This window comes from Luteimonas salinisoli, from assembly GCF_013425525.1.
Classification (GTDB): domain Bacteria; phylum Pseudomonadota; class Gammaproteobacteria; order Xanthomonadales; family Xanthomonadaceae; genus Luteimonas; species Luteimonas salinisoli.
In genome coordinates this window covers 75,864-97,864 of record NZ_JACCKA010000024.1, presented here as the reverse complement: position 1 = coordinate 97,864, position 22,001 = coordinate 75,864, and the positions used below count along the sequence as shown (strand labels likewise).

The window sequence follows — 22,001 nt, the reverse complement described above, 5'->3', positions numbered from 1 at the left end:
AAGTTGCCGGTCCGCGCCGTACCCCGGGGGTTTCCGCTGCGATGACCGCTTCCGATCGAGGTGTCCTGCCGCGCCCGCCCGCCCTGCATCGCTGGCTGGTGCTGCTGTTCGTCAGCCTGGCGATGTTCGGCAACTATTACATCTACGACGCGCTCAACCCGGTCATCGACCTGCTGCGCGAGCAGCGGGGTTTCAGCTACCGGCAGATCGGCATGCTGTCGACCGCCTACAACGTGGCGGCCCTGCTGGTGCTGCTGGCCGGCGGCTATATCATCGACCGCTGGGGTACCAAGCAGGCCATCACGGTCTTCGCGGTCATCTGCCTGCTCGCCGCAGCGCTGACCGCGGCCACTCCGCATTTCGAGACCATCCTGGCGGGGCGCTTCCTGCTGGGTCTGGGCGCGGAACCGTTGATCGTCGCGGCCACCACCGTGCTGGCCAAGTGGTTCAAGGGCAAGGAACTCAGCTTCGCCTTCGGCATCAACCTGTCGGTCTCGCGGCTGGGATCGGCATCTGCGGACTGGTCGACGTCCTTCGCCAGCCCGCTGTACACCAACTGGCAGGATCCGCTGTGGCTGGCGACCGCGGTCGCCGGCATCTCGGTCAGCGCGGCGCTGCTGTACTGGATGATGGAACGGCGCGCGGAGGGGCGTTTCGACCTGGGTACGACGGGCAAGACCGACAAGCTGGAACTCAAGGGGCTGTATTCGTTCAGCGCCTCCTACTGGTACATCATCGCGCTGTGCGTGGTGTTCTACGCGACGGTGTTCCCGTTCCGCACGTTCGCCATCGACTACTTCCAGCAGGCGCATGGACTCGACCGCGAGGCGGCCGGCATCCTCAGCAGCCTGCTGCCGGTGGCGGCGATCTTCGCCACGCCGCTGTTCGGGTTGTGGGTCGACCGCGTCGGCCGGCGCTCCCTGTTCATGGCCGTCGGTTCGCTGGTCATGTTGCCGCTGTTCCTGATGGTCACCTACCTTCCGCCCGGCCCCGATGTGTCGGTGTCGATCCCGTTCATCGGCGGCGCCCAGGTGCCGTTGACCCTGCTGCTGGTGATCCTGCTGCTCGGCGGCGTGTTCTCGCTGATCCCGGCGGTGATGTGGCCGTCCGTCGCCTACATCGTCGACGCGCGGCGGCTCGGTTCGGCCTATGCGCTGATGACGTTCTGCCAGCAGATGGGCTGGGCCGTCGTGCCGCTGGTGGTCGGCGTGCTCAACGACCGCTTCCAGGCCGGCCCCGAGAATCCTGCGGGCTATACGGCGGGCATGTGGTTCTACACCGCGCTGGCGTCGCTGGGCCTGCTGTTCGCGTACCTGCTGTGGCGAACCGAGTCGGGCCCGGGCGGGCACGGCCTGGAGCGCCTGACCATCCGCAGCGCGTCCGCCGACGGGTGACGCCGGGGGCCGGCCCCGTGCGGGCGGCGATGCGGCCGCGGCCGCGGAGAGGGCGCAGCGGGTGAGGTCGGCGCCGGCAAGATCAGGGCCGCGAGGCCTGGTCGAGCTTGGTCAACAGCCGGTCGAGCATGACGCGCTCATCGGCGTCCAGGCGCGCCAGCAATTCGCGCTCGTAGCCCAGCGCCAGCGGCACCACCTGGTCGTAGAGCGCATGGCCGGCCTGGCTGAGCTGCAGCACCGAGCGGCGGCGGTCCTTGCCGTGCATCTCGCGCTCGATCAGCCCGCGCCTGAGCAACCGCGCCACCGCCCGGCTCACCGCCACCTTGTCCATCGCGGTGCGCTCGGCCACGCCGTTGGCGGACAGCTCCGGGTAGCGGCCCAGCACCGCGATCACCCGCCACTCGGTGATGCCGATGCCGAAGCGCTCGGCATAGGCATTGGCGATGGTCTGGCTGACGTGGTTGGAGAGCACGCTCAGCCGGTAGGGCAGGAAGCGCTCGAGCTCGAGCACCTCGTGGGCGGCGGGGAGCTCCTGCGGAGGGGCGGAATCGTGGGCCATGTTGCATCGCACCTTGCAATTGGTTACAGGTGAAACTATAACTGCGGGTTCGTCAACCGCACGGCGCACTGTAGCGCGCCGCGCCCGCACAGCAGGAGCTGACCATGAGCGCCCAACCCCACGCGCCGTCGCAGGGCCCCAACCTCGGCATGCAGGTGACCACCTTCGAGAATCCGATGGGCATCGACGGCTTCGAGTTCGTCGAGTTCGCCGCTCCCGCGGGCCGGGGCGCGATGCTGCACGACTATTTCCGCCGCATGGGCTTCAGCGCGGTGCTCAGGCACAGGTCGCGGCCGATCACCGTGTACCGGCAGGGCGGGGTGAATTTCCTGGTCAACGAGGACCCGGACTCCTTCGCCGCCGATTTCGCCGACGCGCACGGTCCCAGCGCCTGCGGATTCGCGATCCGCTTCGGCAAGCCGGCCGGAGAGGTCTACGACAAGGTGCTGGCGAACGGCGGCGAGGCGGTGGACCGCAAGGAATCCACCAAGGCCGTCGGCGTGCCGGTGGTCAAGGGCATCGGCGACTGCATGCTCTACCTGGTCGACCGCTACGGCGACAAGGGATCGGTGTACGACGACTACGTGCCGGTCGAGGGCGCGGACCGGGATCCGGCCGGTTTCGGCCTGACCTTCATCGACCACCTGACCCACAACCTGTACCCGGGCAACATGCAGAAGTGGTCGGACTACTACGAGCGGCTGTTCAACTTCCGCGAGATCCGCTACTTCGACATCAAGGGCGCCAAGACCGGGCTGGTGTCGAAGGCCATGACCGCGCCCGACGGCATCGTGCGCATTCCGCTGAACGAGTCGAGCGACCCGAAGTCGCAGATCAACGAATACCTCGACGCCTACAAGGGCGAGGGCATCCAGCACATCGCCTGTTTCACCGACGACATCTACGCCACGGTGGAGAAGATGCGCGAGGCCGGCATCGAGTTCCTCGACACCCCGGACACCTACTTCGAGATCATCGAAGAGCGCATCCCGAACCACGGCGAGGACGTGCCCAGGCTGGCGAAAAACAAGATCCTGATCGACGCGGACCCCGAGACCAAGCAGCGCAAGCTGCTGCAGATCTTCACCCAGAACGCGATCGGCCCGATCTTCTTCGAGATCATCCAGCGCAAGGGCAACGAGGGGTTCGGCGAGGGCAACTTCCAGGCCCTGTTCGAGAGCATCGAGCGCGACCAGATCAAGCGCGGCGTGCTGTGACCACGAGCCCCGCCTGCCGCGGACGCGGCAGGCGGGGCGCGGGTCACCAGCCGGCGCCGGCGCCGGCCAGGCCGGCGAGCATGGCGAAGCCGCCGAGGGCGAACATCGCGGCCATGGCCAGCAACGCCACCAGCAGCATGATGCCCTGGATCATGAAGAACAGCCGCAGCTTGTCGGTGGCGCGCGCGGCGGTGGCGGCATCGCCGCTGGACACCGCCTGTTCGGCGGCCGCCGCGGCCTGGAACAGCAGCACGCCCAGCCAGATCGGGATCCAGGCCCACAGGATCCCCACGATCGAGAGCACCTGCAGCGCCCCGCAGATGATCAACACCACTCCCAGCAGTTTCAGCCACAGCTTGCCGTTGACCAGCGGTGCCATCACGGCGCCGACGGCGTTCGAATCGGTCTGCATCGATAATTCCCCAGTTGAATGTGTTACCCCGGACAACGCGGCGCGGCGGTTTGCCCGGCCGCGCAGGAGGAACCTACCATGACCGAGCCTTCGACTTCCCGCATTGCCGGCTACCTGTCCGGATTCGGCAACGAGTTCGCCACCGAGGCGGAGCCGGGCACCCTGCCGGTGGGGCAGAACTCGCCGCAGCGGGTCGCGCACGGGCTGTACGCCGAGCAGCTGAGCGGCACCGCGTTCACCGCGCCGCGCAGCGAGAACCGCCGCAGCTGGCTGTACCGCATCCGCCCGGCGGCGATGCACGGCAGCTTCGAGCCGTTCGACCAGCCGCGCTTCCACGACGACTTCCTGCACGGTCCGGTCACCCCGGACCAGCTGCGCTGGAACCCGTCGCCGCTGCCGGAGGCGCCGACGGATTTCGTCGAGGGACTGTTCACCGTGGCGGGCAACGGCTCGGCCGGGGCGCAGCAGGGCGTCGGCATCCACGTCTATGCCGCCAACGCGTCGATGCGCGGCCGGTTCTTCTACAGCGCCGACGGCGAGCTGCTGATCGTGCCGCAGCAGGGCCGGCTGCGGATCGCTACCGAGATGGGCGTGATCGAGGCCGAGCCGCAGGAGATCGCGGTGATCCCGCGCGGCGTGCGCTTCCGGGTGGAGCTGCCCGACGGCCCGTCCCGCGGCTACGTCTGCGAGAACTTCGGCGCGCAGCTGCGGCTGCCGGACCTCGGGCCGATCGGCGCGAACGGCCTGGCCAATCCGCGCGATTTCCTCACCCCGCAGGCGGCCTACGAGGATGCCGAGGGGGAGTTCGAGCTGGTCGCCAAGTTCCAGGGGCATCTGTGGCGGGCCCGGCTCGGCCACTCGCCGCTGGACGTGGTCGCCTGGCACGGCAACTACGCCCCGTACAAGTACGACCTGCGCCGCTTCAATGCGATCGGCTCGATCAGCTTCGACCATCCCGATCCGTCGATCTTCCTGGTGCTCACCTCGCCCAGCGACACCCCCGGCGTGGGCAACATGGACCTGGCGATCTTCCCGCCACGCTGGCTGGTGGCGCAGCATACGTTCCGGCCGCCCTGGTTCCACCGCAACGTCGCCAGCGAGTTCATGGGCCTGGTGCATGGCGCCTACGATGCCAAGGCGGAAGGCTTCGCGCCGGGCGGCTGCTCGCTGCACAACTGCATGACCGGCCACGGGCCGGACGCGGCCACCTTCGAGAAGGCCTCGAGCGCCGACCTGTCGAAGCCGGACGTGATCGCCGACACCATGGCCTTCATGTTCGAGACCCGCGCGGCGATCCGCCCGACCCGGCAGGCGCTCGACGCCGGGCACCGCCAGCGCGACTACCAGGCCTGCTGGGCGGGGCTGAAGAAGCATTTCGCGCCGCCGCGCTGAGCGCCGCGGTTCGCGGCCCGTTCACCCGCCATCGCCGACGCTTGCCGGCGTTCGCAAAAGGAGTCGCCGATGAAGTCCCAGGTCCTGCTGGTCGCCGCACTGTCCCTCGCCCTGTCCGCATGCGCGGACCGCGACCCGGCCCCCACAGCGGTCCCGCCGGGCGACGACGCCCTGGCCACGGATCCGGCCGCGCCGCCGCCGTTCGACCAGCCCGCCGGGGACGTGCCGCCGGCCACCGCGGCCGACGTGCCGGCCGCTCCGGGGGCGATGCCGGCCGAGGGCGCGATCGATTTCGCGGGCTTCGGCCCGGCCGCGTTCGGCGCGGACGCCGAGCAGGTGCGCATGGCCTGGGGCGGCGATCTTCAGGCGATGCCCGAGCCGGACGAGCCGGGCGCCTGCCACTACCTGATGCCGGCGATGGCGCAGGGCGAGGGCTACCGCATCGCCTTCATGATCGAGGGCGATCGATTCGTGCGCATCGACGTGCGCGACCGGGAGATCGGCGCGCCGGGTGGCGGCCGCGCCGGCATGGACGCCGCGCAGATCGAGGCGCTCTATCCCGGGCGCGTCGAGACCCGGCCGCACAAGTACGTGGACGATGCCAGCTACCTGCGCATCGCCGACGGTGCGGGCGGCGGCGGTGTGCTGGTGTTCGAGACCGACGCCGCGGGCCGGGTCGGCGAATGGCGTGTGGGCTTGCCGCCGCAGGTCGACTACGTCGAGGGCTGCTCCTAGGAGGGCTGCCCCTAGGACCGCCGCCCGCCCGTCTCCGCGCGGCGCGGGCCATCGCCTTCCCCCGCTTGCGGCTCGTCGCGCGGCGGCAGCGAGGGGCGCGGATCCTCCGCGGCGAGCGCCAGCGCCGCCTTGGCCATCAGGTGCGCGCTGATCGGCGCGGTGATGAACAGGAACCCGGTGATCAGCAGCTCGCGCAGTCCCAGGCCGTCGCCGAGCACCGCATGGTGTCCGATCGAGGCGATCATCACGCAGCCCACGCCCAAGGTGGACGCCTTGGTGGGCCCGTGCAGGCGCTTGAAGAAGTCCGACAGCTTGGCCAGGCCCAGCGAGCCCACCAGCACGAAGAACGCGCCGACCGCGAGCAGGGCGACCATCATGATCTCGAACGCGGTGCTCATTCGACGATGTCCCTGCGCATCACGTACTTGCTCAGCATCACCGTGCCGACGAAGCCGAGCATGGCGATGATCAGCGCGGCCTCGAAGTAGATCGACGAATCCAGGTGCATGCCGAACAGGATCAGCAGCGCGATCGTGTTCACGTACAGGGTGTCCAGCCCGAGGATGCGGTCGGGCACGGTGGGGCCGCGCAGCAGCCGCCACAGGCTCAGCAGCATCGCCAGGCCGACCACGTACATGGCGACGACGACGGCGGTCTCGATCACGGGAAGATCTCCTTCAGCGGCGCCTCGTAGCGCGCCTTGATGGTGGCCACCACCTGGTCGGCGTCGCGCAGGTTGAAGCAGTGCACCAGCAGGTGGCGGCGGTCCTCGCTCAGTTCCGCCGAGACCGTGCCCGGCGTCAGGGTGATGATGCTGGCCAGGGCGGTGATGCCGTGGATGTTGCGCAGGTCGAGCGGCACCTGCACGAAGCCCGGCGAGATCGCGCGCTCCGGCCCGAGAATGAGCCGCGCCACCTCGATGTTCGAGCGGACGATGTCGACCAGCACCACGGCGCCCAGTTTCAGCGCGACCGGCAGGCGCCCGAATCGCGCCCGTTCCGGGGCGAGCATGTCCGCGAGCAGCGGCAGCGCGACCGCCAGCGCCAGTCCCAGCGCGGCCTGGGCGGGACTGAAGTTGGAGACCAGCAGCATCCACAGCACGAACACCGCGAGGCTGAGCGGCAGCGATGGCAGGAATCGCTTCATGGCGAAGGCGCCCGCTTCGTCGGTGCGGTGCCGCGGATCGCGTCGGCCGCCGGCGCCGGCGCCAGCAGCTGGGCGGCGGCGGCATCGGTGTAGCGCAGCACCGGCGCCGACACCAGCATCAGCGCCCCCAGGTACCCCAGCAGCACGCCGGCGGCGATACGCTGGGCGGTGCGCGGCGGCCGCGGCGCCGCCGCGCCGTCGGGAAACGCCTCGGCGCGCCAGACCAGCTGGCTGCCCGAGCGCGCCATCGCCACCAGCGCCAGCAGGCTGGTGACCAGTACCGTGGTCCACACCAGCGCGACGCGGCCGTCGGGCACCGCGGCCAGCAGGGCGAACTTGCCGATGAAGCCCGGCAGCGGTGGCAGCCCGGCGACCGCCACGCCGGCGACCAGCAGCAGCAGGCCGAGCGCGGCCTTGTGGCCGAGCGGCGCGGCGATGTCGAGGCGATCGCCGGCCTTGCCGCGCTGTCGGCGCACCATGTCGGCGATCAGGAACAGCGCCGCGGTGACGAAGGTGCTCTGCACCAGGTAGTACAGCCCCGCCGACACCGAGGCCGGGGTGTCGAGCGAGAAGGCGATGAACAGCGTCGCGGCCGAGGCGATCACCAGCCAGGAGACCTGGGCGCGCAGCGTCGGCGAGGCCAGCGCGCCCAGCGACGCCAGCACCAGCGTGGCGATGCCGGCCGGCAGCAGCCAGTCCCAGGCCCAGCCGGCCAGCTCCCCGGCCTCGCTGCCGAAGACCAGGGTGTAGACCCGCAGCACCGCGTACACGCCGACCTTGGTCATCACCGTGAATAGCGCCGCCACCGCCGCGGGCGCGTGCGAGTAGGTTTCCGGCAGCCACAGGTACAGCGGCAGCAGCGCAGCCTTGGCGCAGAACACCACCAGCAGGATCCCCGACGCCGCCTGGATCAGCGCCACGTCGTCGGGATCGGCCGCGGCCACCCGCAGCGACATCTCCGCCATGTTGAGGGTGCCGGTCAGTCCGTACAGCAGGCCGAGCGCGACCAGGAACAGCGTCGAGGCGGTGATGTTGAAGGCGACGTAGTGCAGGCCGGCGCGCATCCGCGGGCCGCGCCCGCCGCTGAGCATCAGCCCGTAGGAGGCGATCAGGAGCACCTCGAAGAAGACGAACAGGTTGAACAGGTCGCCAGTGAGGAAGGCGCCGTTGAGGCCGGCCAGCTGCAGCTGGAACAGGGCGTGGAAATGCGGGGCGCGGCGGTCCCAGCCCGAGCATGCGTACAGCAGGCAGGGCGCCGCGAGCAGGGCCGTGGTCAGCACCATCAGCGCGCTGGTGCGGTCGACGGTCAGGGCGATGCCGAGCCGGGCAGGCCAGTCGCCGAGCAGGTAGACCAGGATCTCGCCGCGGTCGGCCTCGCGCGCGAGCAGCGCGGCCGTCGCCAGCAGCGCCGCCATCGCCGTCCAGGCGATCGCCCGCTGCGGCCCGATGCGGCGGCCGACCAGCAGCATCAGTGCGCCGGCCACCAGCGGCACCAGCACCGGCAGGACGGGCAGGTGCGCCATCATTGCTTGCCTCCGGCATCGGGCTCGCGGCCGTCGACGTGGTCGCTGCGGTTGTCGGCGCGGCTGCGCATCGCCACCACGATGGCCACCGCGGTCATGGCGAAGGCGATCACGATCGCGGTCAGCACCAGGGCCTGCGGCAGGGGATCGGTGTAGTTGGCCAGGGTCTCGGCCACGCCCTCGCGCAGCACCGGCGGCTTGCCGATCACCGGCCGGCCAGCGGCGAAGATCAGCAGGTTGGTGGCGTAGGACAACAGGGTCAGCCCGAGGATGACGTCGAAGCTGCGCGCGCGCAGCAGCAGGTAGATGCCGCAGGCGGTCAGCACGCCGATGCCGCTGGCCAGCGCGAACTCCATCATGCCGGCGTCCCCCTGGGCGCGGCGTCGCCCGTCGCCGCGGGCGGGGCCTTCCGGCGCGGCTTCACGGTCCCCATCATCGACAGGATCAGCATCGCCCCGCCGAACACCACCAGGTACACGCCGATGTCGAAGCCGAGCGCGCTGGCCAGCGGCAGCGGCCCGAACAGCGGCAGCACCGGGTCGGCGTGGCCACTGCTGAGGAACGGCAGGTCGAACAGCATCGCCGCCACGCCGGTCCCCACCGCCGCCAGCAGGCCGATGCCGATGCAGCGGACGTAGTCGAAGCCGAGCCGTTGCTCGACGTACTGCGAGCCCTGGATCACGTACTGCAGCAGCAGCGGGATCGCCAGCACCAGGCCGGCGATGAAGCCGCCGCCTGGCTGGTTGTGGCCGCGGAGGAACAGGTAGACCGATACCGCCAGCGCCAGCGGGAACAGCAGCTGGCTGAGGTTGGCGGGCATCGGCAGCAGCGCCGGGCCGCCCGGAATCACCTCGGTGGGGGTCAGGCGCGAGCGCCGCAGCAGCGCATGCACCACCAGGCCGGCGATGCCGAACACCGCGATCTCGCCCAGGGTGTCGAAGCCGCGGAAGTCCACCAGGATCACGTTGACCACGTTGCTGCCGTAGGCCTCCGGCAGGGAGCGCGCCAGCAGCTCGCCGGCGATGGTCTGCGAGGGGCGGGTGATCGTCGCGTACACCAGCCCGGTCACGCCGATGCCGGCGGCGCCGGCGATCGCCAGGTCGCGCACGCGGCGCAGCCGCGAGCGGCCCTTCGGCGACTCCTGCGGCAGGTAGTTGAGCGCCAGCAGCATCAGCGCGATGGTCACCATCTCCACCAGCAGCTGGGTCAGCGCCAGGTCCGGCGCCGACAGGAACACGAACACCAGGCTCACCGCCAGGCCCACCGCGCCGATCACCACCAGCGCCAGCAGCCGCTGGCGATGCAGCGCCACCGTGGCGATCGCGGCCGCGGCCAGCACCGCCCACACCACCCAGCCCAGCACCGGCATCGGCTGCCCGGCGCCGGCCCCGGCCAGCAGCGCGCCGTCCGCCAGCGGCGCGGCCGCCAGCACCAGTGCCGCCAGCACCGTGAGCAGCAGGTAGCGCTGCAGGTTGCCGTTGGCGATCGCGTAGGTGAAGCGCCAGGCCAGGCGCAGCAGCGCCTGCACGTTGCCGCGGAACACCCTGCGCCCGAGCGAGCGGCGGATCACCGCGTGGATGTCGAACAGCCGGCGCAGGCCGAAGTACAGCGTCACACCGAGCACCATGCTGCCGATGCTCATCAGCAGCGGCAGGTTGAAGCCGTGCCACACCGCCAGGCTGTACTCGGGCAGGGCCGGGCCGAGCACGCCGCGCGCGGACGTTTCGAGCACCGGGGCGATGGTCAGCGCCGGCACGACGCCCACCGCCAGGCAGGCCACCACCAGGATCTCCACCGGGATCTTCATCCACCGAGGTGGCTCGTGGATCTCGCGGCCGAGGTCGGGGGGGGCGCCGAAGAAGGTGTCGTGCACGAACCGCAGGCTGTAGGCGACGCCGAAGATGCCGGCGAGGAAGGCGGCGATCGACACGCCCAGGCGCATCGCGTCGTGCCCGCGGATCTCCAGCGCCTCGGCGAAGAACATCTCCTTGGACAGGAAGCCGTTGAGCAGCGGCACGCCGGCCATCGCCAGCGAGGCGATGATCGCCAGGGCGCTGGTGAAGGGCATCAGTCTTCGCAGTCCGCCTAGCCGGCGCATGTCGCGGGTGCCGGCCTCGTGGTCGATGATGCCGGCGGCCATGAACAGCGAGGCCTTGAACACCGCGTGGTTGAGGATGTGGAACACCCCGGCCACCACCGCCATCGGCGTCGACAGCCCGAACAGCAGGGTGATCAGGCCCAGGTGCGAAATCGTCGAATACGCCAGCAGGCCCTTGAGATCGTGCTGGAAGATCGCGTTCCAGGCGCCGACCAGCAGCGTCGCCGCGCCGATGCCGCTGACGGTATAGAAGAACAGATCGCTGCCGGCGAGCGCCGGGTGCAGGCGCGCCAGCAGGAACACTCCGGCCTTGACCATCGTTGCCGAGTGCAGGTAGGCCGAGACCGGCGTCGGCGCCGCCATCGCATGGGGCAGCCAGAAGTGCAGCGGGAACTGCGCGCTCTTGGTGAAGATGCCCAGCAGCACCAGCCCGAGCATCGGCGCGTACAGCGGATGGGCGCGGATCGCATCGCCCGAGGCCAGCACCACGTCGAGCTGGAAGCTGCCGGCGATCTTGCCCAGCAGCAGCACCCCGCCGAGCAGCGCCAGCCCGCCGGCGCCGGTGATGGTCAACGCCATGCGCGCGCCCTCGCGGGCGTCCTTGCGGTGGGTCCAGTAGCCGATCAGCAGGAACGAACTGACCGAGGTCAGCTCCCAGAACACCACCAGCAGCAGCAGGTTGCCGGCCAGCACCATGCCCAGCATGGCGCCCATGAACAGCAGCAGATAGGCGAAGAAGCGCGGCGCACAGTCGCTGCTGCTGAGGTAGTAGCGCGCGTACATCACGATCAGCACGCCGATGCCCAGCACCAGCCCGGCGAACATCCACGCCAGGCCGTCCAGGCGCAGGTCGAACAGCAACCCGGCCTGCGGGATCCACGCGTGGGTGACCTGCGGGATCTCCCCGGACATCACCGCGGGCGTGTACCAGGCCAGGATCGCCAGCCCCAGCAGGGGCGCCGATGCGGCGAGCCATGCGGTAGCCGCGCGCGGCACGTTGCGCAGGATCGCGACCAGCAGTGCCAGCACGAACGGCAAGGCCAACAAGAGCTCGAGCATCGGTCTCCTTGTACGGACTCACGGCGCGCGCGGGGGAGTGGCGCACCGGGCCGGAATTCTAGCAGGCGCCGCGGCGCAGGCAGGTGGCGGCGCGCTTCGCGCGACCGCCGGAGCGCTCAGCTGCCGCGTGCGTGGCTTCCAATCCGGTGCCGGCCAGATCGCGCTCCAGGCGTCGCTTCGCTGCGGCTTCGGGCGGGACGCGCCAGGCATCGCTATCCTGGGCCGATGCCGGCCAGCCACCCTAGCGTCGCAGCGGTCGTGGGCGCGTCCACGCGCACCGCGGCCGTCGCTGCGGCTGACGGACGCCGCGCCCTGGTGTTCGGCGGCAGCGGCCAGATCGGCGCCGCCCTGGTGACGCGGCTGCGCGGCGCGGGCTGGCAGGTCGAGGCGCTGACGCGCGAGGCGCGCCGGTCCGGCCCCGGCCTGCGCTGGCTGCAGGGCGAGTTCGCACGCCTGCCGCCGCTGCCGCAGGCCTGCGACGCGATCTTCAGCTGCGGTCCGCTGGATCTGTTCTCGCTCTGGTACGCGGATGCGGCGATCGAGTGCCCGCGAGTGATCGCGTTCGGTTCCACCAGCATGGCCACCAAGCGCGCGGCGGCCGACGCCGGCGAGCGCGAACTGGCGCAGCGCCTGGCAGGGGCCGAGACCCGGATCCTCGATGCCGCACGGGCGCGCGGCGCTGCCGCCACACTGCTGCGGCCGACCCTGATCTACGGCGCGGGCCGCGACCGCAACCTCAGCCGGATCGCCGCGCTGGCGGCGCGCAGCGGCGTGTTCCTGCTGCCCCGGGGCGCCTGCGGGCTGCGCCAGCCGGTGCACGTGGAGGACCTGGCGCAGGCGGCGTGGTCGGCCGTCGATCGGCCCGCCAGCCACGGCCGGGGCTATGCGCTGCCCGGCGGCGAGACGCTGCCGTACCGCGACATGGTCGCCCGGACCCTGGCCGCACTCGCGCCGCGGCCGCGGCTGCTGGAGTTGCCGGCCCCGCTGTTCCGGCTGGCGCTGGCGGCGGCGCATGCCGCCGGCCGCCTGCGCGGGCTTCCACCGGGCGCGGTGGCGCGGATGCGCGAAGACCTGGTGTTCGACATGGCGGACGCGCGCCGCGACCTCGGCTACGCCCCGCGCGCCTTCGCGCCGACCGCGGAGATGCTCGCCCCACCCCCGTAGAGCGGAGCTTGCTCCGCTGCGTCGCTGCCGGAGCCCGCGCAGCCGAGCAAGCTCGGCTCTACGCATCTGGGGGCCAGCCGCGCCACCCGCTCCGGCCGCGACGCCCGCTCGCCCGCGGGCGCCCGCTTCCCCCCGCGGTGCCCGCTTCCCCCCGCGGTGCCCGCTTCCCCCGCGACGCCCAACTCCCCCGTAGAGCGGAGCTTGCTCCGCTGCACCGTCTCCGGAGCCCGCCGCCCACAGCCCCGGCTCCACGACAGACGGGTCAGGCGGCCGGACTGGCGTCGTTCACCGGCGTACGTGCCTTCCGCTGCGTGCGCAGTGCGATCGCCAGCACCCCGCCCAGCACCATGGCGCCGCCGATCCACATCGCCGGTCCCGGCCGGTCCCCCCAGAACGCGATGCCCAGCGCCACCGCAAACACCGGCGTGATCAGCAGGTACGGCGTGACCTGGGCCACCGGGTGCCGCTGCACCAGCATGTAGAACACGCCATGGCCCAGCAGCGAGGCGAACACCGCCGCGTACAGGGCGCCGCCCCAGCCGATCCAGGTCGCCTCGCGCAGCTGCGCGAAGCCGCCGGGCTCGAACGCGGCGCTGATCGCCAGCAGCGGCAGCAGGGCGATGATCGCGGTCCACCCCTGCTGGCTAGCCATGTCCACGCCGCGCAGCCGCCGCATCAGCACGGTGCCGATCGCCAGCAGCAGCGACGAGACCAGCATCACCGCCAGCGCCGCGGGCGCCGCCAGCACCATCGGGTCGAAGCCCAGCACCAGCACCCCGGCGAAACTCAGCGCGATCGCCAGGCCGGTGCGCCAGGCGAAGCGCTCGCCCAGCCACCACCACGCCAGCAGCGCCGCCATCGGCACGTAGCTCTGCATCACGATCGCCGGCGACGACAGGTTGCCGGCCATGCGCAGCGCCAGGAAGCTGGTGCCGAAATGCAGCGCGCCGTTGACCAGCGCCACCGCCGCCAGCAGCGGCCACTGGCCGCGCGGCGGCGGCTTGACGAACCAGGCCAGCATCGCCGCCAGCATCGCCATGCGCAGCGCCGTGAACAGGAACGGCGGAATCTCCCGCAGCGCGTGCGCCGAGGTCAGGAAATTGGCCGCCCAAAACAGGCAGACCAGCAGCACCAGCGCCAGGTCGCGCCCGCGCAGGCCCCGCGCGGCGCCGGTCATCGCCTCACCAGCGCCAGCCCAATCTGCGGTAGAGCTTGGACAGCACCCACGCCGGGCCGATCAGCAGATAGACCAGGTCGGTGAGGAAGCTGGGCTTCTTGCCCTCGATCTTGTGGCCGATGAACTGCGCGATCCAGGCGGCCACGAACACCGCGATCGCCAGCACCAGCAGCCCGCGCGTGCCCAGGGCCAGATGCAGGCGCCAGGTCAGCGCGCCCAGCAGCAGGTAGGCCACCAGCATGCCCAGGCCGAGCGGTCGCGAGGCCCGGTAGTAGAACAGCCAGGAGGCGAACATCGCGATCCCGGCCCAGATGCCCGGGCGGAAGTACGCCCCGGTGGTGGGGATGCACCACAGCAGCGCGATCACGCTCCACAGGATCGCCGGCACCGCGACCACGTGGATGGCCTGGTTGGTGGCGTTGCGGTGGTCGCCGGAATAGCTGGCGAACCAGCGGTCGATCGGACGTCCGGTCTGTTCCGCGGTGGCGTTCATCGAGCCCTCCGGCAAGGTCGGCATTGGCTGGAAATCCAGCACGGGAGCATATCGCGATCCTGCCGCCGCGGTTTGTCGCCGGCCGGCCTTCCAGCGCTTTGCGGGCGCCCAGGGCGGCGCTCCGGCCTGGCCTTCGCCGCGCACGGCCGGTCCTGCCGCTTCAGTCGACCCGGATCCCGGCCAGCCGCTGCAGCGCTTCGGCATAGCGCGCGCGGGTGCGCTCGACGACCTCGGCCGGCAGGCGCGGGCCGGGCGCCCGTTTGTTCCAGTCCAGCGTTTCCAGGTAGTCGCGCACGATCTGCTTGTCGTAGCTGGGAGGGCTGCTGCCCATCCGGTAGGCGTCGGCGGGCCAGTAGCGCGAGGAGTCCGGGGTGAGCATCTCGTCCATCACGTACAGCCGGCCGTCGGCGTCGGTGCCGAACTCGAACTTGGTGTCGGCCAGCAGGATGCCGCAGGCCGCGGCATGCTCTGCGGCGAAGCGGTACAGCCGCAGCGTGGCATCGCGGATCTGCTCGGCGAGCTCGGCGCCGATGGTGCGTACCGCGGTGTCGAAGTCGATGTTCTCGTCGTGCTCGCCGACCGCCGCCTTGGTGGAGGGGGTGAAGATCGGCTCGGCCAGGCGCTCGGCCTGGCGCAGGCCGTCGGGCAGGCGGATGCCGCTGACGCAGCCGGTGCGCTGGTAGTCCTTCCAGCCGCTTCCGATCAGGTAGCCGCGGGCGATCGCCTCCACCGGCACCGGGCGCAGCTTCCGGGTCACCACCGAGCGCTGCACGTACGGCGCTGGGTCCACCCCCTCGGGCAGCACCGCGGCGACATCGATGTCCACCAGGTGGTTGGGCATCAGGTGGGCGGTGCGCTCGAACCAGAAATTGCTGATCCGGCACAGCATCTCGCCCTTGCCGGGGATCGGGTCGGGCAGCACCACGTCGAATGCCGAGAGCCTGTCGGTGGCGACGATCAGCAGGTGTTCGCCGCGCCCGCGCGCCTGCGCCGGCAGGTGGCCGTCGTCGAGGTCGAACACGTCGCGCACCTTGCCGCGGTGACGCAGGTGGAGGCCGGGCAGGTCGGCAGCGAGCAGGGTCGTGGCCAAGCAGGCACCCAGACGGAATCGGGCCGGGCAGTGTAGTGCGGTTGCGGTGCGGATGCATGCGGGCCGCAGCGCCTCGCCGGTGGCCGCGGCTGCCACTACACTGTGGCGATGAAACGCTGGTACGGGAAACTGCTCGGCTTCATCGCCGGATGGCTGCTGATGCGGCATCCGGCGGGCGGGCTGATCGGCCTGCTGATCGGCCACGCCTTCGACGCCGACTGGCTGTTCCCGCGTCGCGCCTCGCCCTATCGGGTGCTCGGGATCGGCGAGGACGCCAGCGAGGCGGAGATCGACCAGGCCTACCGCCGGCTGATGGCGCAGCACCATCCCGACCGCCTCTCCGGCGCCGCCCCCGAGGTTCGCGCGCAGGCGGAGAAGAAGGCCCAGGAGATCAACAGCGCCTACGACCGCATCCGCAGCCTGCGCGGGCGCGGCTGATCTGCCGGTCGGCCCCGCGCTTCCACCCATTCATCCGAACCCGAGCCGAACCATGCTGCCAGCCGTCATCGCCCCCTCGATCCTGTCCGCGGACTTCGCCCGCCTCGGCGAGGAGGTGGACAAGGTGCTCGCGGCCGGCGCCGACTGGGTGCATTTCGACGTGATGGACAACCACTACGTGCCCAATCTCACCATCGGCCCGCTGGTCTGCGAAGCGCTGCGCGGGCACGGCGTGACCGCGCCGATCGACGTGCATCTGATGGTCGAGCCGGTGGACCGGATCGTGCCCGACTTCGCCCGTGCCGGCGCGACTCTGATCAGCTTCCATCCCGAGGCCAGCCGCCACGTTCATCGCACCGTACAGCTGATCCGCGGTGAGGGCTGCCGCGCCGGCCTGGTGCTCAATCCGGCCACCCCGGTGGACGTGCTCGACTACGTGCTCGAGGACCTGGACCTGGTGCTGCTGATGTCGGTCAATCCCGGCTTCGGCGGCCAGGCCTTCATCCCCTCGGCGCTGGACAAGCTGCGCCGGGTGCGCGAGCGCATCGACGCCAGCGGCCGCGAGATCCGCCTGGAGATCGACGGCGGCGTGAAGCCCGACAACATCGGCGCGATCGCCGCGGCCGGCGCCGACACCTTCGTCGCCGGCTCGGCGATCTTCGGCCAGCCCGACTATGCGGAGGTGATCTCGCGGATGCGTCGGGCGATCGCCGCGGACGCGGCCTGACCTCAGGCGAGCGGCGCCGGCGCGCCCATGCTTCGGCGGCGTGCCAAAGAAAAACAGCGCCGGTGGAAGTCCACCGGCGCCGCCGTGCCTGTTGGAGGCAATCCCGCCTCCGTCCGTCGTCCCTGCGATGGACTCTCACGCTACGCGTCGACGATGACGGTCCGGTGACATTCACGGTGCGCCGGGAGGCCTCGCTGCTAGCCTGCGCGCCTCTCCCCCAGCGACGCCTCGCGATGACTCCGGACCACCTGCGGCTGATCCTGAACGGCAAGTCGGCCGACGACGATTCGCTGCGTCAAGCGGTGCGCGCGCTACGCGACCGTGGCGCGGTGGTCGAAGTGCGAGTGACCTGGAAGCCCGGCGATGCGGCACGCCTCGTGGCCGCGGCGATCGACGACGGGGCGACCACCCTGGTGGCCGCCGGTGGCGACGGCACCCTGAGCGAGATCGCCGCGGCGCTTGCCGCTCGCGACGAGGCGGCGGCGGGACTGCCGGCGCTTGCGCTCGTGCCGCTGGGGACCGCCAACGATTTCGCCACGGCCGCCGGTATCCCGACCGAGCCGCTGGCGGCGCTGGAGCTGGCGCTCGCCGAGCCCGCGCGGCCGATCGACCTGCTGCGGGTGGAGGCGGGCGACGCGGTGCACTGGTGCGCCAATCTCGCCAGCGGCGGCTTCGGGACCAGCATTACCGTCGAGACCAACGAGGGTCTGAAGAAGATGCTCGGCGGCCTGGCCTATCTGATCACCGGGATCGCCAGGATGGGCCGGATCGAACCGCTACAGGCGCGGATCTCGGGCCCCGGCTTCGCCTGGGAGGGCGGCTTCATCGCCCTGGGCATCGGCAACGGCCGCCAGGCCGGCGGCGGCCAGGCGCTGTGCCCGGACGCCCTGGTGGACGACGGGTTGCTGGATCTCACCGTGGTGCCCGAACTGGAAGGCGAAGTCGCCGCCACCCTGGGCCGGGTGGTCAGCGAAGGCCGCGCCGCCGCGCTCGATCAGGTGGCGGTGCGCGCGCGCCTGCCGTGGTTGGAGATCGAGGCGGGCGAATCGATCGTGCTCAATCTCGACGGCGAGCCCGTCGAAGCGCAGAGGTTCCGCCTCGAATGCGTAGCGGCGCGTGTCCGCATGCACCTGCCGTCCGCGTCTCCGCTGCTGGCCGGCGGCGCGGTCTCCGCGGCCGCGCAATCCGAAGGTCGTGACGCATCGGCCTGAGCGCCTGCCGGGTATCGCCACCGTCGCGCCTGCGGCCACCGCCGCACCGATGCTCCCGCGCAGGAGCGTGCCATGCACGCGAAGAGCGGCGCGGTCGGCAATGCCCGGGATCACCGCCCGAAGAGCGTCACCCGCAGCGAAAGCCGGCGCCGGCGGCCATGCCCGGAATTACCGACACCCGGCCGGAGCCACCCGCGGCCTTCGCGGCCATGGGCCGCTCTTACACGAGGGCGCCGGCCCGGACTTCGAAGCCGGCTCCGACAGCTCCCCTGCGATCCCCGGGATCGCAAGGCCCGGTCCGAGCCGGTACAGTAGGCGCCATGCGCGCCCTTCCGATCCCGCGTTCCTCCTCGGCCGACCGGGCCTGGCGATGGTGGCCGCAGTCCACCGCCGCTTCCGCCCCACCGTCTCCCGAGGAGTTTCCGCGTGATCACGCAGAGCCGCTTCCAGCAGTACGCCGCTGAAGGCCACACCCGCATCCCCGTGGTGCGCGAGGTCCTGTCCGACCTCGACACGCCGCTGTCGGTCTACCTGAAGCTCGCCGACGGGCCGCATACCTACCTGTTCGAATCGGTGCAGGGCGGCGAGCGCTTCGGGCGCTACTCGATCATCGGCCTGCCCGCCGCGCGCGTGTACGCCTTCCGCGGCAATCGGCTCGAGGTCAGCGAGCACGGCGAGGCGGTCGAGTCGCGCGAAGTCGAGGATCCGTTCGCCGAGGTCGAGCGCCTGCGCAGCGCCCACTCGGTGCCGGTGCTCGAGGGCCTGCCCGGCTTCAGCGGCGGCCTGGTCGGCTGGTTCGGCTTCGAGTGCGTCGGCTGCATCGAGCCGCGCCTGGCCGGAGGCGACAAGCCCGACGAGCTCGGCACCCCCGACATCCTGCTGATGGAGTCGGAAGAGGTGGCGGTCTTCGACAACCTCAAGGGCAGGCTGTACCTGGTGGTGCACGCCGACCCGCGCCAGCCGCAGGCCTGGGCGCGCGCCAGCCGTCGCCTCGATGCGCTCGCCCACCGCCTGCGCCATGCCGGCGCCGGCTATCCGGAAACCCTGCAGCCCGCCGCGCTGGAGGAGGCGGACTTCGTCTCCGGCTTCACCCGCGAGGGCTTCATCGCCGCGGTCGAGCGCTCCAAGGAATACATCCGCGCCGGCGACATTTTCCAGGTGGTGCTGTCGCAGCGGCTGTCGGTGCCGTTCAACGCGCGGCCGGTGGACGTCTATCGCGCCCTGCGCGCGCTCAACCCGTCGCCCTACATGTACTTCATCGACACCGGCGGCACCCAGGTGGTCGGCTCCTCGCCGGAGATCCTGGTGCGGCTGGAGCAGGCGACCCCGGGCGGGTCCGGAGCGGCGCAGGGCGGCCTGGTCACGGTACGCCCGATCGCGGGGACGCGGCCGCGCGGCCGGACCGCGGAAGAAGACCTCGCACTCGAGGCCGAGCTGCTCGCCGATCCCAAGGAACGCGCCGAGCACTTGATGCTGATCGACCTGGGGCGCAACGACGTCGGCCACGTCTCGCGCCCGGGCACGGTCGAACTCGGCGAGCGCTTCGGCATCGAGCGCTACAGCCACGTGATGCACATCGTCAGCGAGGTCACCGGCCGCCTGCGCGAGGGCCTCTCCTACGCCGACGTGCTGCGCGCGACCTTTCCCGCCGGCACCGTCAGCGGCGCGCCGAAGATCCGCGCGCTGGAGATCATCCGCGAGCTCGAGCCGATCCGCCGCAACGTGTATTCCGGCGCGGTCGGCTACATCGGCTGGCACGGCGATGCCGACACCGCCATCGCCATCCGTACCGCGGTGATCCAGGACGGCCGCCTGCACGTGCAGGCCGGCGCCGGCATCGTCCACGACTCCGACCCGCAGAAGGAATGGGAAGAGACCATGAGCAAGGGCAGGGCGCTGTTCCGCGCGGTGGCGCAGGCGGCGCAGGGGCTGTGACATGCTGCTGATGATCGACAACTACGACAGCTTCACCTGGAACCTCGTGCAGTACCTGCAGGGGCTGGGGGCGGAGGTGCGGGTGGAGCGCAACGATGCGCTCGACGTCGACGCCATCGCGCGGCTGCGCCCTGAGCGGATCGTGATTTCTCCGGGGCCATGCGCGCCGGACCAGGCCGGGGTGTCGCTGGCGCTGGTGGAGCGGCTGGGGCCGACCACGCCGATCCTCGGCGTGTGCTTGGGCCACCAGGCCATCGGCCAGGCCTACGGCGGGCGGGTGGTACGCGCGCAGCGGATCATGCACGGCAAGACCTCGCCGGTGCGGCATCGTGGCCAGGGCGTGTTCGCGGCGCTGCCGGACGGCTACGAGGCCACCCGCTATCACTCGCTGGTGGTGGAGCGCGACAGCCTGCCCGACTGCCTGGAAATCACCGCCTGGACCGAACTGGACGGGGAGTTCGAGGAGATCATGGGCCTGCGCCACCGCGAGCACCCGGTCGAGGGCGTGCAGTTCCACCCCGAGTCGATCCTCACCGAGCACGGCCACGCGCTGTTGGAGAATTTCCTGCGGCGGTAGGCGGCGTGGTGGACCCGCATCGTCATCCCGCCCGGCAGCGTCGCCCCGAGGCGCGCCGGGATCCATCGCCCTGCCGCCGCCGACGACAGACGGCGATGCCGCCTCCGGACCGCCTGGATCCGGCTTGCGTCGGGATGACGGTCAAAAGCCGCTATGCTTTTCCCGATTCCCGATTCCCGATTCCCGATTCCCGATTCCCGATTCCCGATTCCCGATTCCCGATTCCCGATTCCCGATTCCCGTCCGAGCCCCATGTCGATCACTCCGCAAGAAGCCCTGCAGCGCACCATCGAGCACCGCGAGATCTTCCACGACGAGATGGTCTGGCTGATGCGCGAGATCATGTGCGGCAAGGTGTCGCCGGTGATGACCGCGGCGATCCTGTCGGGGCTGCGCGTGAAGAAGGAGACCATCGGCGAGATCGCCGGTGCGGCCAAGGTGATGCGCGAGTTCGCGCGCACCGTCGAGGTCGCCGACCGTACCCATCTGGTGGACATCGTCGGCACCGGCGGCGATGGCGCTCACAGCTTCAACATCTCCACCGCGGCGATGTTCGTTGCCGCCGCGGCCGGCGCGCGCGTGGCCAAGCACGGCAACCGCAGCGTGTCGTCGAAATCGGGCAGTGCCGACGTACTGGAGGCGCTGGGTGCGGCGATCGATCTGCAGCCTGAGCAGGTGGCGCGCAGCATCGACGAGACCGGCATCGGCTTCATGTTCGCCCCGGTCCACCACCCGGCGATGAAGGCGGTGGCCCCGGTCCGGCGCGAGATGGGGGTCCGCACGCTGTTCAACATCCTCGGCCCGCTGACCAATCCGGCCGGCGCCCCGGCGATCCTGATGGGCGTGTTCCACGCGGACCTGGTCGGCATCCAGGTGCGAGTGCTGCAGGAACTTGGCGCCGAGCGCGCGATGGTGGTCTGGGGCCGCGACGGCATGGACGAGATCTCGCTCGGCGCCGCCACCCTGGTCGGCGAACTGCGCGACGGCCAGGTGCGCGAATACGAGATCCATCCCGAGGACTACGGCATCGCCATGGCCTCCAGCCGCAACCTGCGCGTCGCCGATGCGGCCGCGTCGCGGGTGATGCTGCTCGAGGCGCTGGACGGCAAGCCCGGGCTGGCGCGCGAGATCGTCGCGCTCAACGCCGGGGCGGCGCTGTACGTGGCCGGGGTGTCTGGCTCGATCGCCGACGGCATCGGCCGCGCCCGCGAGGCGATGGCGACCGGGGCGGCCCGCGCCAGGCTGGACGCCTTCGTCGCCGCCACCAGGCGCCTGGCCGGGCAGGGCGAGGAGGGTTGAGGATGGACGACGCCGCCTTCGCCCCGTTGCCGCAGCCGCCGTACTACGCAGCGGTGTTCGCTTCGCGGCGCACCCGCCGTGGCGACGACGGCTACGCCGAAGCGGCCGAACGGATGGGCGCACTGGCGCAGCGACAGCCGGGGTTCCTCGGCATCGAGTCGGTCCGCGGCGGCGACGGCTTCGGCATCACCGTGTCGTACTGGGAGAGCGAGGAGGCGATCCTCGCCTGGCGGCGTCATGCCGAGCACACGGTGATCCGCGAGCAGGGCCGGCGCGAGTGGTATGCGCGTTACGTGCTGCGGGTGGCGAAGGTGGAACGGGCCTACGGCTGGGAGGCCGCGGACGCGTCATGAGC

Annotated in this window: 22 protein-coding genes and 1 pseudogene; 12 read left to right on the top strand and 11 right to left on the bottom strand. The window is 71.2% G+C overall.

What is annotated here, in order from left to right; translation table 11 throughout:
* Positions 1-41: 41 nt before the first annotated feature.
* A complete protein-coding gene (locus H0E84_RS03165; RefSeq protein WP_180677172.1) occupies positions 42-1,394 on the top strand; it encodes an MFS transporter in 1,353 nt (450 codons plus the stop codon).
* 82 nt (positions 1,395-1,476) lie between these two features.
* Here the strand turns inward: H0E84_RS03165 and H0E84_RS03160 are convergent, their stop codons facing one another.
* On the bottom strand, positions 1,477-1,953 hold the full coding sequence (locus H0E84_RS03160; RefSeq protein ID WP_180677171.1) for a MarR family winged helix-turn-helix transcriptional regulator: 477 nt from the start codon (positions 1,951-1,953) through the stop codon (positions 1,477-1,479).
* 104 nt (positions 1,954-2,057) lie between these two features.
* Between H0E84_RS03160 and hppD the strand changes: the two genes are divergently transcribed.
* A complete protein-coding gene (gene hppD, locus H0E84_RS03155; protein WP_180677170.1) occupies positions 2,058-3,170 on the top strand; it encodes a 4-hydroxyphenylpyruvate dioxygenase in 1,113 nt (370 codons plus the stop codon).
* A 43-nt stretch (positions 3,171-3,213) separates the two neighbouring features.
* Here hppD and H0E84_RS03150 read toward each other — a convergent pair whose 3' ends face one another.
* The gene (locus H0E84_RS03150) at positions 3,214-3,582 is read right to left on the bottom strand and encodes a DUF5362 family protein (protein WP_180677169.1); all 369 of its coding nucleotides are present in this window, start codon (positions 3,580-3,582) and stop codon (positions 3,214-3,216) included.
* A gap of 78 nt (positions 3,583-3,660) precedes the next feature.
* Here H0E84_RS03150 and hmgA point away from each other — a divergent pair, with 78 nt between their 5' ends.
* Entirely contained in the window at positions 3,661-4,974 is a 1,314-nt protein-coding gene (hmgA, locus tag H0E84_RS03145; protein ID WP_180677168.1) for a homogentisate 1,2-dioxygenase, read from the top strand.
* Between the two features lie 69 nt (positions 4,975-5,043).
* The gene (locus tag H0E84_RS03140) at positions 5,044-5,709 is read left to right on the top strand and encodes a lectin (protein ID WP_257644035.1); all 666 of its coding nucleotides are present in this window, start codon (positions 5,044-5,046) and stop codon (positions 5,707-5,709) included.
* Positions 5,710-5,720: 11 nt separating this feature from the next.
* Here H0E84_RS03140 and H0E84_RS03135 read toward each other — a convergent pair whose 3' ends face one another.
* The 6 genes and pseudogenes from H0E84_RS03135 to H0E84_RS03110 all read right to left on the bottom strand — a co-directional run.
* On the bottom strand, positions 5,721-6,107 hold the full coding sequence (locus H0E84_RS03135; protein WP_180677167.1) for a Na+/H+ antiporter subunit G: 387 nt from the start codon (positions 6,105-6,107) through the stop codon (positions 5,721-5,723).
* Entirely contained in the window at positions 6,104-6,346 is a 243-nt protein-coding gene (locus H0E84_RS03130; RefSeq protein WP_219339569.1) for a K+/H+ antiporter subunit F, read from the bottom strand. The genes H0E84_RS03135 and H0E84_RS03130 overlap by 4 nt, the downstream gene beginning before the upstream one ends.
* 23 nt (positions 6,347-6,369) lie before the next feature.
* Entirely contained in the window at positions 6,370-6,855 is a 486-nt protein-coding gene (locus H0E84_RS03125; RefSeq protein ID WP_180677165.1) for a Na+/H+ antiporter subunit E, read from the bottom strand.
* Entirely contained in the window at positions 6,852-8,378 is a 1,527-nt protein-coding gene (locus tag H0E84_RS03120) for a monovalent cation/H+ antiporter subunit D (protein WP_180677215.1), read from the bottom strand. The genes H0E84_RS03125 and H0E84_RS03120 overlap by 4 nt, the downstream gene beginning before the upstream one ends.
* Positions 8,378-8,734, bottom strand: a complete 357-nt coding sequence (locus tag H0E84_RS03115) for a Na+/H+ antiporter subunit C (protein ID WP_180677214.1) — start codon at positions 8,732-8,734, stop codon at positions 8,378-8,380. The genes H0E84_RS03120 and H0E84_RS03115 overlap by 1 nt, the downstream gene beginning before the upstream one ends.
* Positions 8,735-8,787: 53 nt before the next feature.
* Positions 8,788-11,535, bottom strand: a pseudogene (locus H0E84_RS03110) (monovalent cation/H+ antiporter subunit A); the annotation flags it as partial.
* A gap of 225 nt (positions 11,536-11,760) precedes the next feature.
* Here H0E84_RS03110 and H0E84_RS03105 point away from each other — a divergent pair.
* Entirely contained in the window at positions 11,761-12,699 is a 939-nt protein-coding gene (locus tag H0E84_RS03105; RefSeq protein ID WP_425600454.1) for an NAD-dependent epimerase/dehydratase family protein, read from the top strand.
* 262 nt (positions 12,700-12,961) lie between these two features.
* On the opposite strand, the gene H0E84_RS03100 is transcribed toward H0E84_RS03105, so the two are convergent.
* The 3 genes from H0E84_RS03100 to H0E84_RS03090 form a co-directional block, all read right to left on the bottom strand.
* Complete coding sequence (locus H0E84_RS03100; RefSeq protein WP_180677162.1) at positions 12,962-13,876, bottom strand: DMT family transporter; 915 nt, start codon at positions 13,874-13,876, stop codon at positions 12,962-12,964.
* Positions 13,877-13,880: 4 nt separating this feature from the next.
* Positions 13,881-14,369: an Mpo1 family 2-hydroxy fatty acid dioxygenase gene (locus H0E84_RS03095; RefSeq protein ID WP_180677161.1), complete on the bottom strand. Its 489-nt coding sequence runs from the start codon at positions 14,367-14,369 to the stop codon at positions 13,881-13,883.
* A gap of 160 nt (positions 14,370-14,529) precedes the next feature.
* Positions 14,530-15,459: a phosphoribosylaminoimidazolesuccinocarboxamide synthase gene (locus H0E84_RS03090; protein WP_180677160.1), complete on the bottom strand. Its 930-nt coding sequence runs from the start codon at positions 15,457-15,459 to the stop codon at positions 14,530-14,532.
* A 108-nt stretch (positions 15,460-15,567) separates the two neighbouring features.
* Between H0E84_RS03090 and H0E84_RS03085 the strand changes: the two genes are divergently transcribed.
* The 7 genes from H0E84_RS03085 to H0E84_RS03055 all read left to right on the top strand — a co-directional run bounded on the left by H0E84_RS03085 (position 15,568) and on the right by H0E84_RS03055 (position 21,999).
* Complete coding sequence (locus tag H0E84_RS03085; protein WP_180677159.1) at positions 15,568-15,897, top strand: J domain-containing protein; 330 nt, start codon at positions 15,568-15,570, stop codon at positions 15,895-15,897.
* Positions 15,898-15,949: 52 nt separating this feature from the next.
* Positions 15,950-16,624: a ribulose-phosphate 3-epimerase gene (gene rpe / locus H0E84_RS03080; protein ID WP_180677158.1), complete on the top strand. Its 675-nt coding sequence runs from the start codon at positions 15,950-15,952 to the stop codon at positions 16,622-16,624.
* 233 nt (positions 16,625-16,857) lie between these two features.
* Positions 16,858-17,835 (top strand): lipid kinase YegS, encoded by a 978-nt coding sequence (gene yegS / locus H0E84_RS03075; protein ID WP_180677157.1) that lies wholly within the window; start codon positions 16,858-16,860, stop codon positions 17,833-17,835.
* A 426-nt stretch (positions 17,836-18,261) separates the two neighbouring features.
* Entirely contained in the window at positions 18,262-19,770 is a 1,509-nt protein-coding gene (gene trpE / locus H0E84_RS03070) for an anthranilate synthase component I (protein ID WP_180677156.1), read from the top strand.
* Between the two features lies 1 nt (position 19,771).
* On the top strand, positions 19,772-20,347 hold the full coding sequence (locus H0E84_RS03065; protein WP_180677155.1) for an anthranilate synthase component II: 576 nt from the start codon (positions 19,772-19,774) through the stop codon (positions 20,345-20,347).
* A gap of 252 nt (positions 20,348-20,599) precedes the next feature.
* The gene (trpD, locus tag H0E84_RS03060) at positions 20,600-21,646 is read left to right on the top strand and encodes an anthranilate phosphoribosyltransferase (RefSeq protein ID WP_180677154.1); all 1,047 of its coding nucleotides are present in this window, start codon (positions 20,600-20,602) and stop codon (positions 21,644-21,646) included.
* Positions 21,647-21,648: 2 nt separating this feature from the next.
* Positions 21,649-21,999 carry an antibiotic biosynthesis monooxygenase family protein gene (locus tag H0E84_RS03055; RefSeq protein WP_180677153.1) on the top strand — a complete coding sequence of 117 codons (351 nt, stop codon included), beginning with the start codon at positions 21,649-21,651 and terminating at the stop codon, positions 21,997-21,999.
* The last annotated feature ends 2 nt before the right edge of the window (positions 22,000-22,001 follow it).

Excerpts from the sequence above, each read along its gene's own strand:
- H0E84_RS03140 (WP_257644035.1), top strand. The coding sequence starts at position 5,044 with ATGAAGTCCCAGGTCCTGCTGGTCGCCGCACTGTCCCTCGCCCTGTCC.
- H0E84_RS03055 (WP_180677153.1), top strand. The coding sequence starts at position 21,649 with ATGGACGACGCCGCCTTCGCCCCGTTGCCGCAGCCGCCGTACTACGCA.
- H0E84_RS03115 (WP_180677214.1), bottom strand. The coding sequence starts at position 8,734 with ATGGAGTTCGCGCTGGCCAGCGGCATCGGCGTGCTGACCGCCTGCGGC.
- H0E84_RS03165 (WP_180677172.1), top strand. The coding sequence starts at position 42 with ATGACCGCTTCCGATCGAGGTGTCCTGCCGCGCCCGCCCGCCCTGCAT.
- H0E84_RS03125 (WP_180677165.1), bottom strand. The coding sequence starts at position 6,855 with ATGAAGCGATTCCTGCCATCGCTGCCGCTCAGCCTCGCGGTGTTCGTG.
- H0E84_RS03100 (WP_180677162.1), bottom strand. The coding sequence starts at position 13,876 with ATGACCGGCGCCGCGCGGGGCCTGCGCGGGCGCGACCTGGCGCTGGTG.
- hmgA (WP_180677168.1), top strand. The coding sequence starts at position 3,661 with ATGACCGAGCCTTCGACTTCCCGCATTGCCGGCTACCTGTCCGGATTC.
- H0E84_RS03160 (WP_180677171.1), bottom strand. The coding sequence starts at position 1,953 with ATGGCCCACGATTCCGCCCCTCCGCAGGAGCTCCCCGCCGCCCACGAG.
- yegS (WP_180677157.1), top strand. The coding sequence starts at position 16,858 with ATGACTCCGGACCACCTGCGGCTGATCCTGAACGGCAAGTCGGCCGAC.
- hppD (WP_180677170.1), top strand. The coding sequence starts at position 2,058 with ATGAGCGCCCAACCCCACGCGCCGTCGCAGGGCCCCAACCTCGGCATG.
- H0E84_RS03065 (WP_180677155.1), top strand. The coding sequence starts at position 19,772 with ATGCTGCTGATGATCGACAACTACGACAGCTTCACCTGGAACCTCGTG.
- trpD (WP_180677154.1), top strand. The coding sequence starts at position 20,600 with ATGTCGATCACTCCGCAAGAAGCCCTGCAGCGCACCATCGAGCACCGC.
- H0E84_RS03085 (WP_180677159.1), top strand. The coding sequence starts at position 15,568 with ATGAAACGCTGGTACGGGAAACTGCTCGGCTTCATCGCCGGATGGCTG.
- H0E84_RS03120 (WP_180677215.1), bottom strand. The coding sequence starts at position 8,378 with ATGGCGCACCTGCCCGTCCTGCCGGTGCTGGTGCCGCTGGTGGCCGGC.
- H0E84_RS03095 (WP_180677161.1), bottom strand. The coding sequence starts at position 14,369 with ATGAACGCCACCGCGGAACAGACCGGACGTCCGATCGACCGCTGGTTC.
- H0E84_RS03105 (WP_425600454.1), top strand. The coding sequence starts at position 11,761 with ATGCCGGCCAGCCACCCTAGCGTCGCAGCGGTCGTGGGCGCGTCCACG.
- H0E84_RS03130 (WP_219339569.1), bottom strand. The coding sequence starts at position 6,346 with ATGTACGTGGTCGGCCTGGCGATGCTGCTGAGCCTGTGGCGGCTGCTG.
- H0E84_RS03135 (WP_180677167.1), bottom strand. The coding sequence starts at position 6,107 with ATGAGCACCGCGTTCGAGATCATGATGGTCGCCCTGCTCGCGGTCGGC.
- H0E84_RS03150 (WP_180677169.1), bottom strand. The coding sequence starts at position 3,582 with ATGCAGACCGATTCGAACGCCGTCGGCGCCGTGATGGCACCGCTGGTC.
- rpe (WP_180677158.1), top strand. The coding sequence starts at position 15,950 with ATGCTGCCAGCCGTCATCGCCCCCTCGATCCTGTCCGCGGACTTCGCC.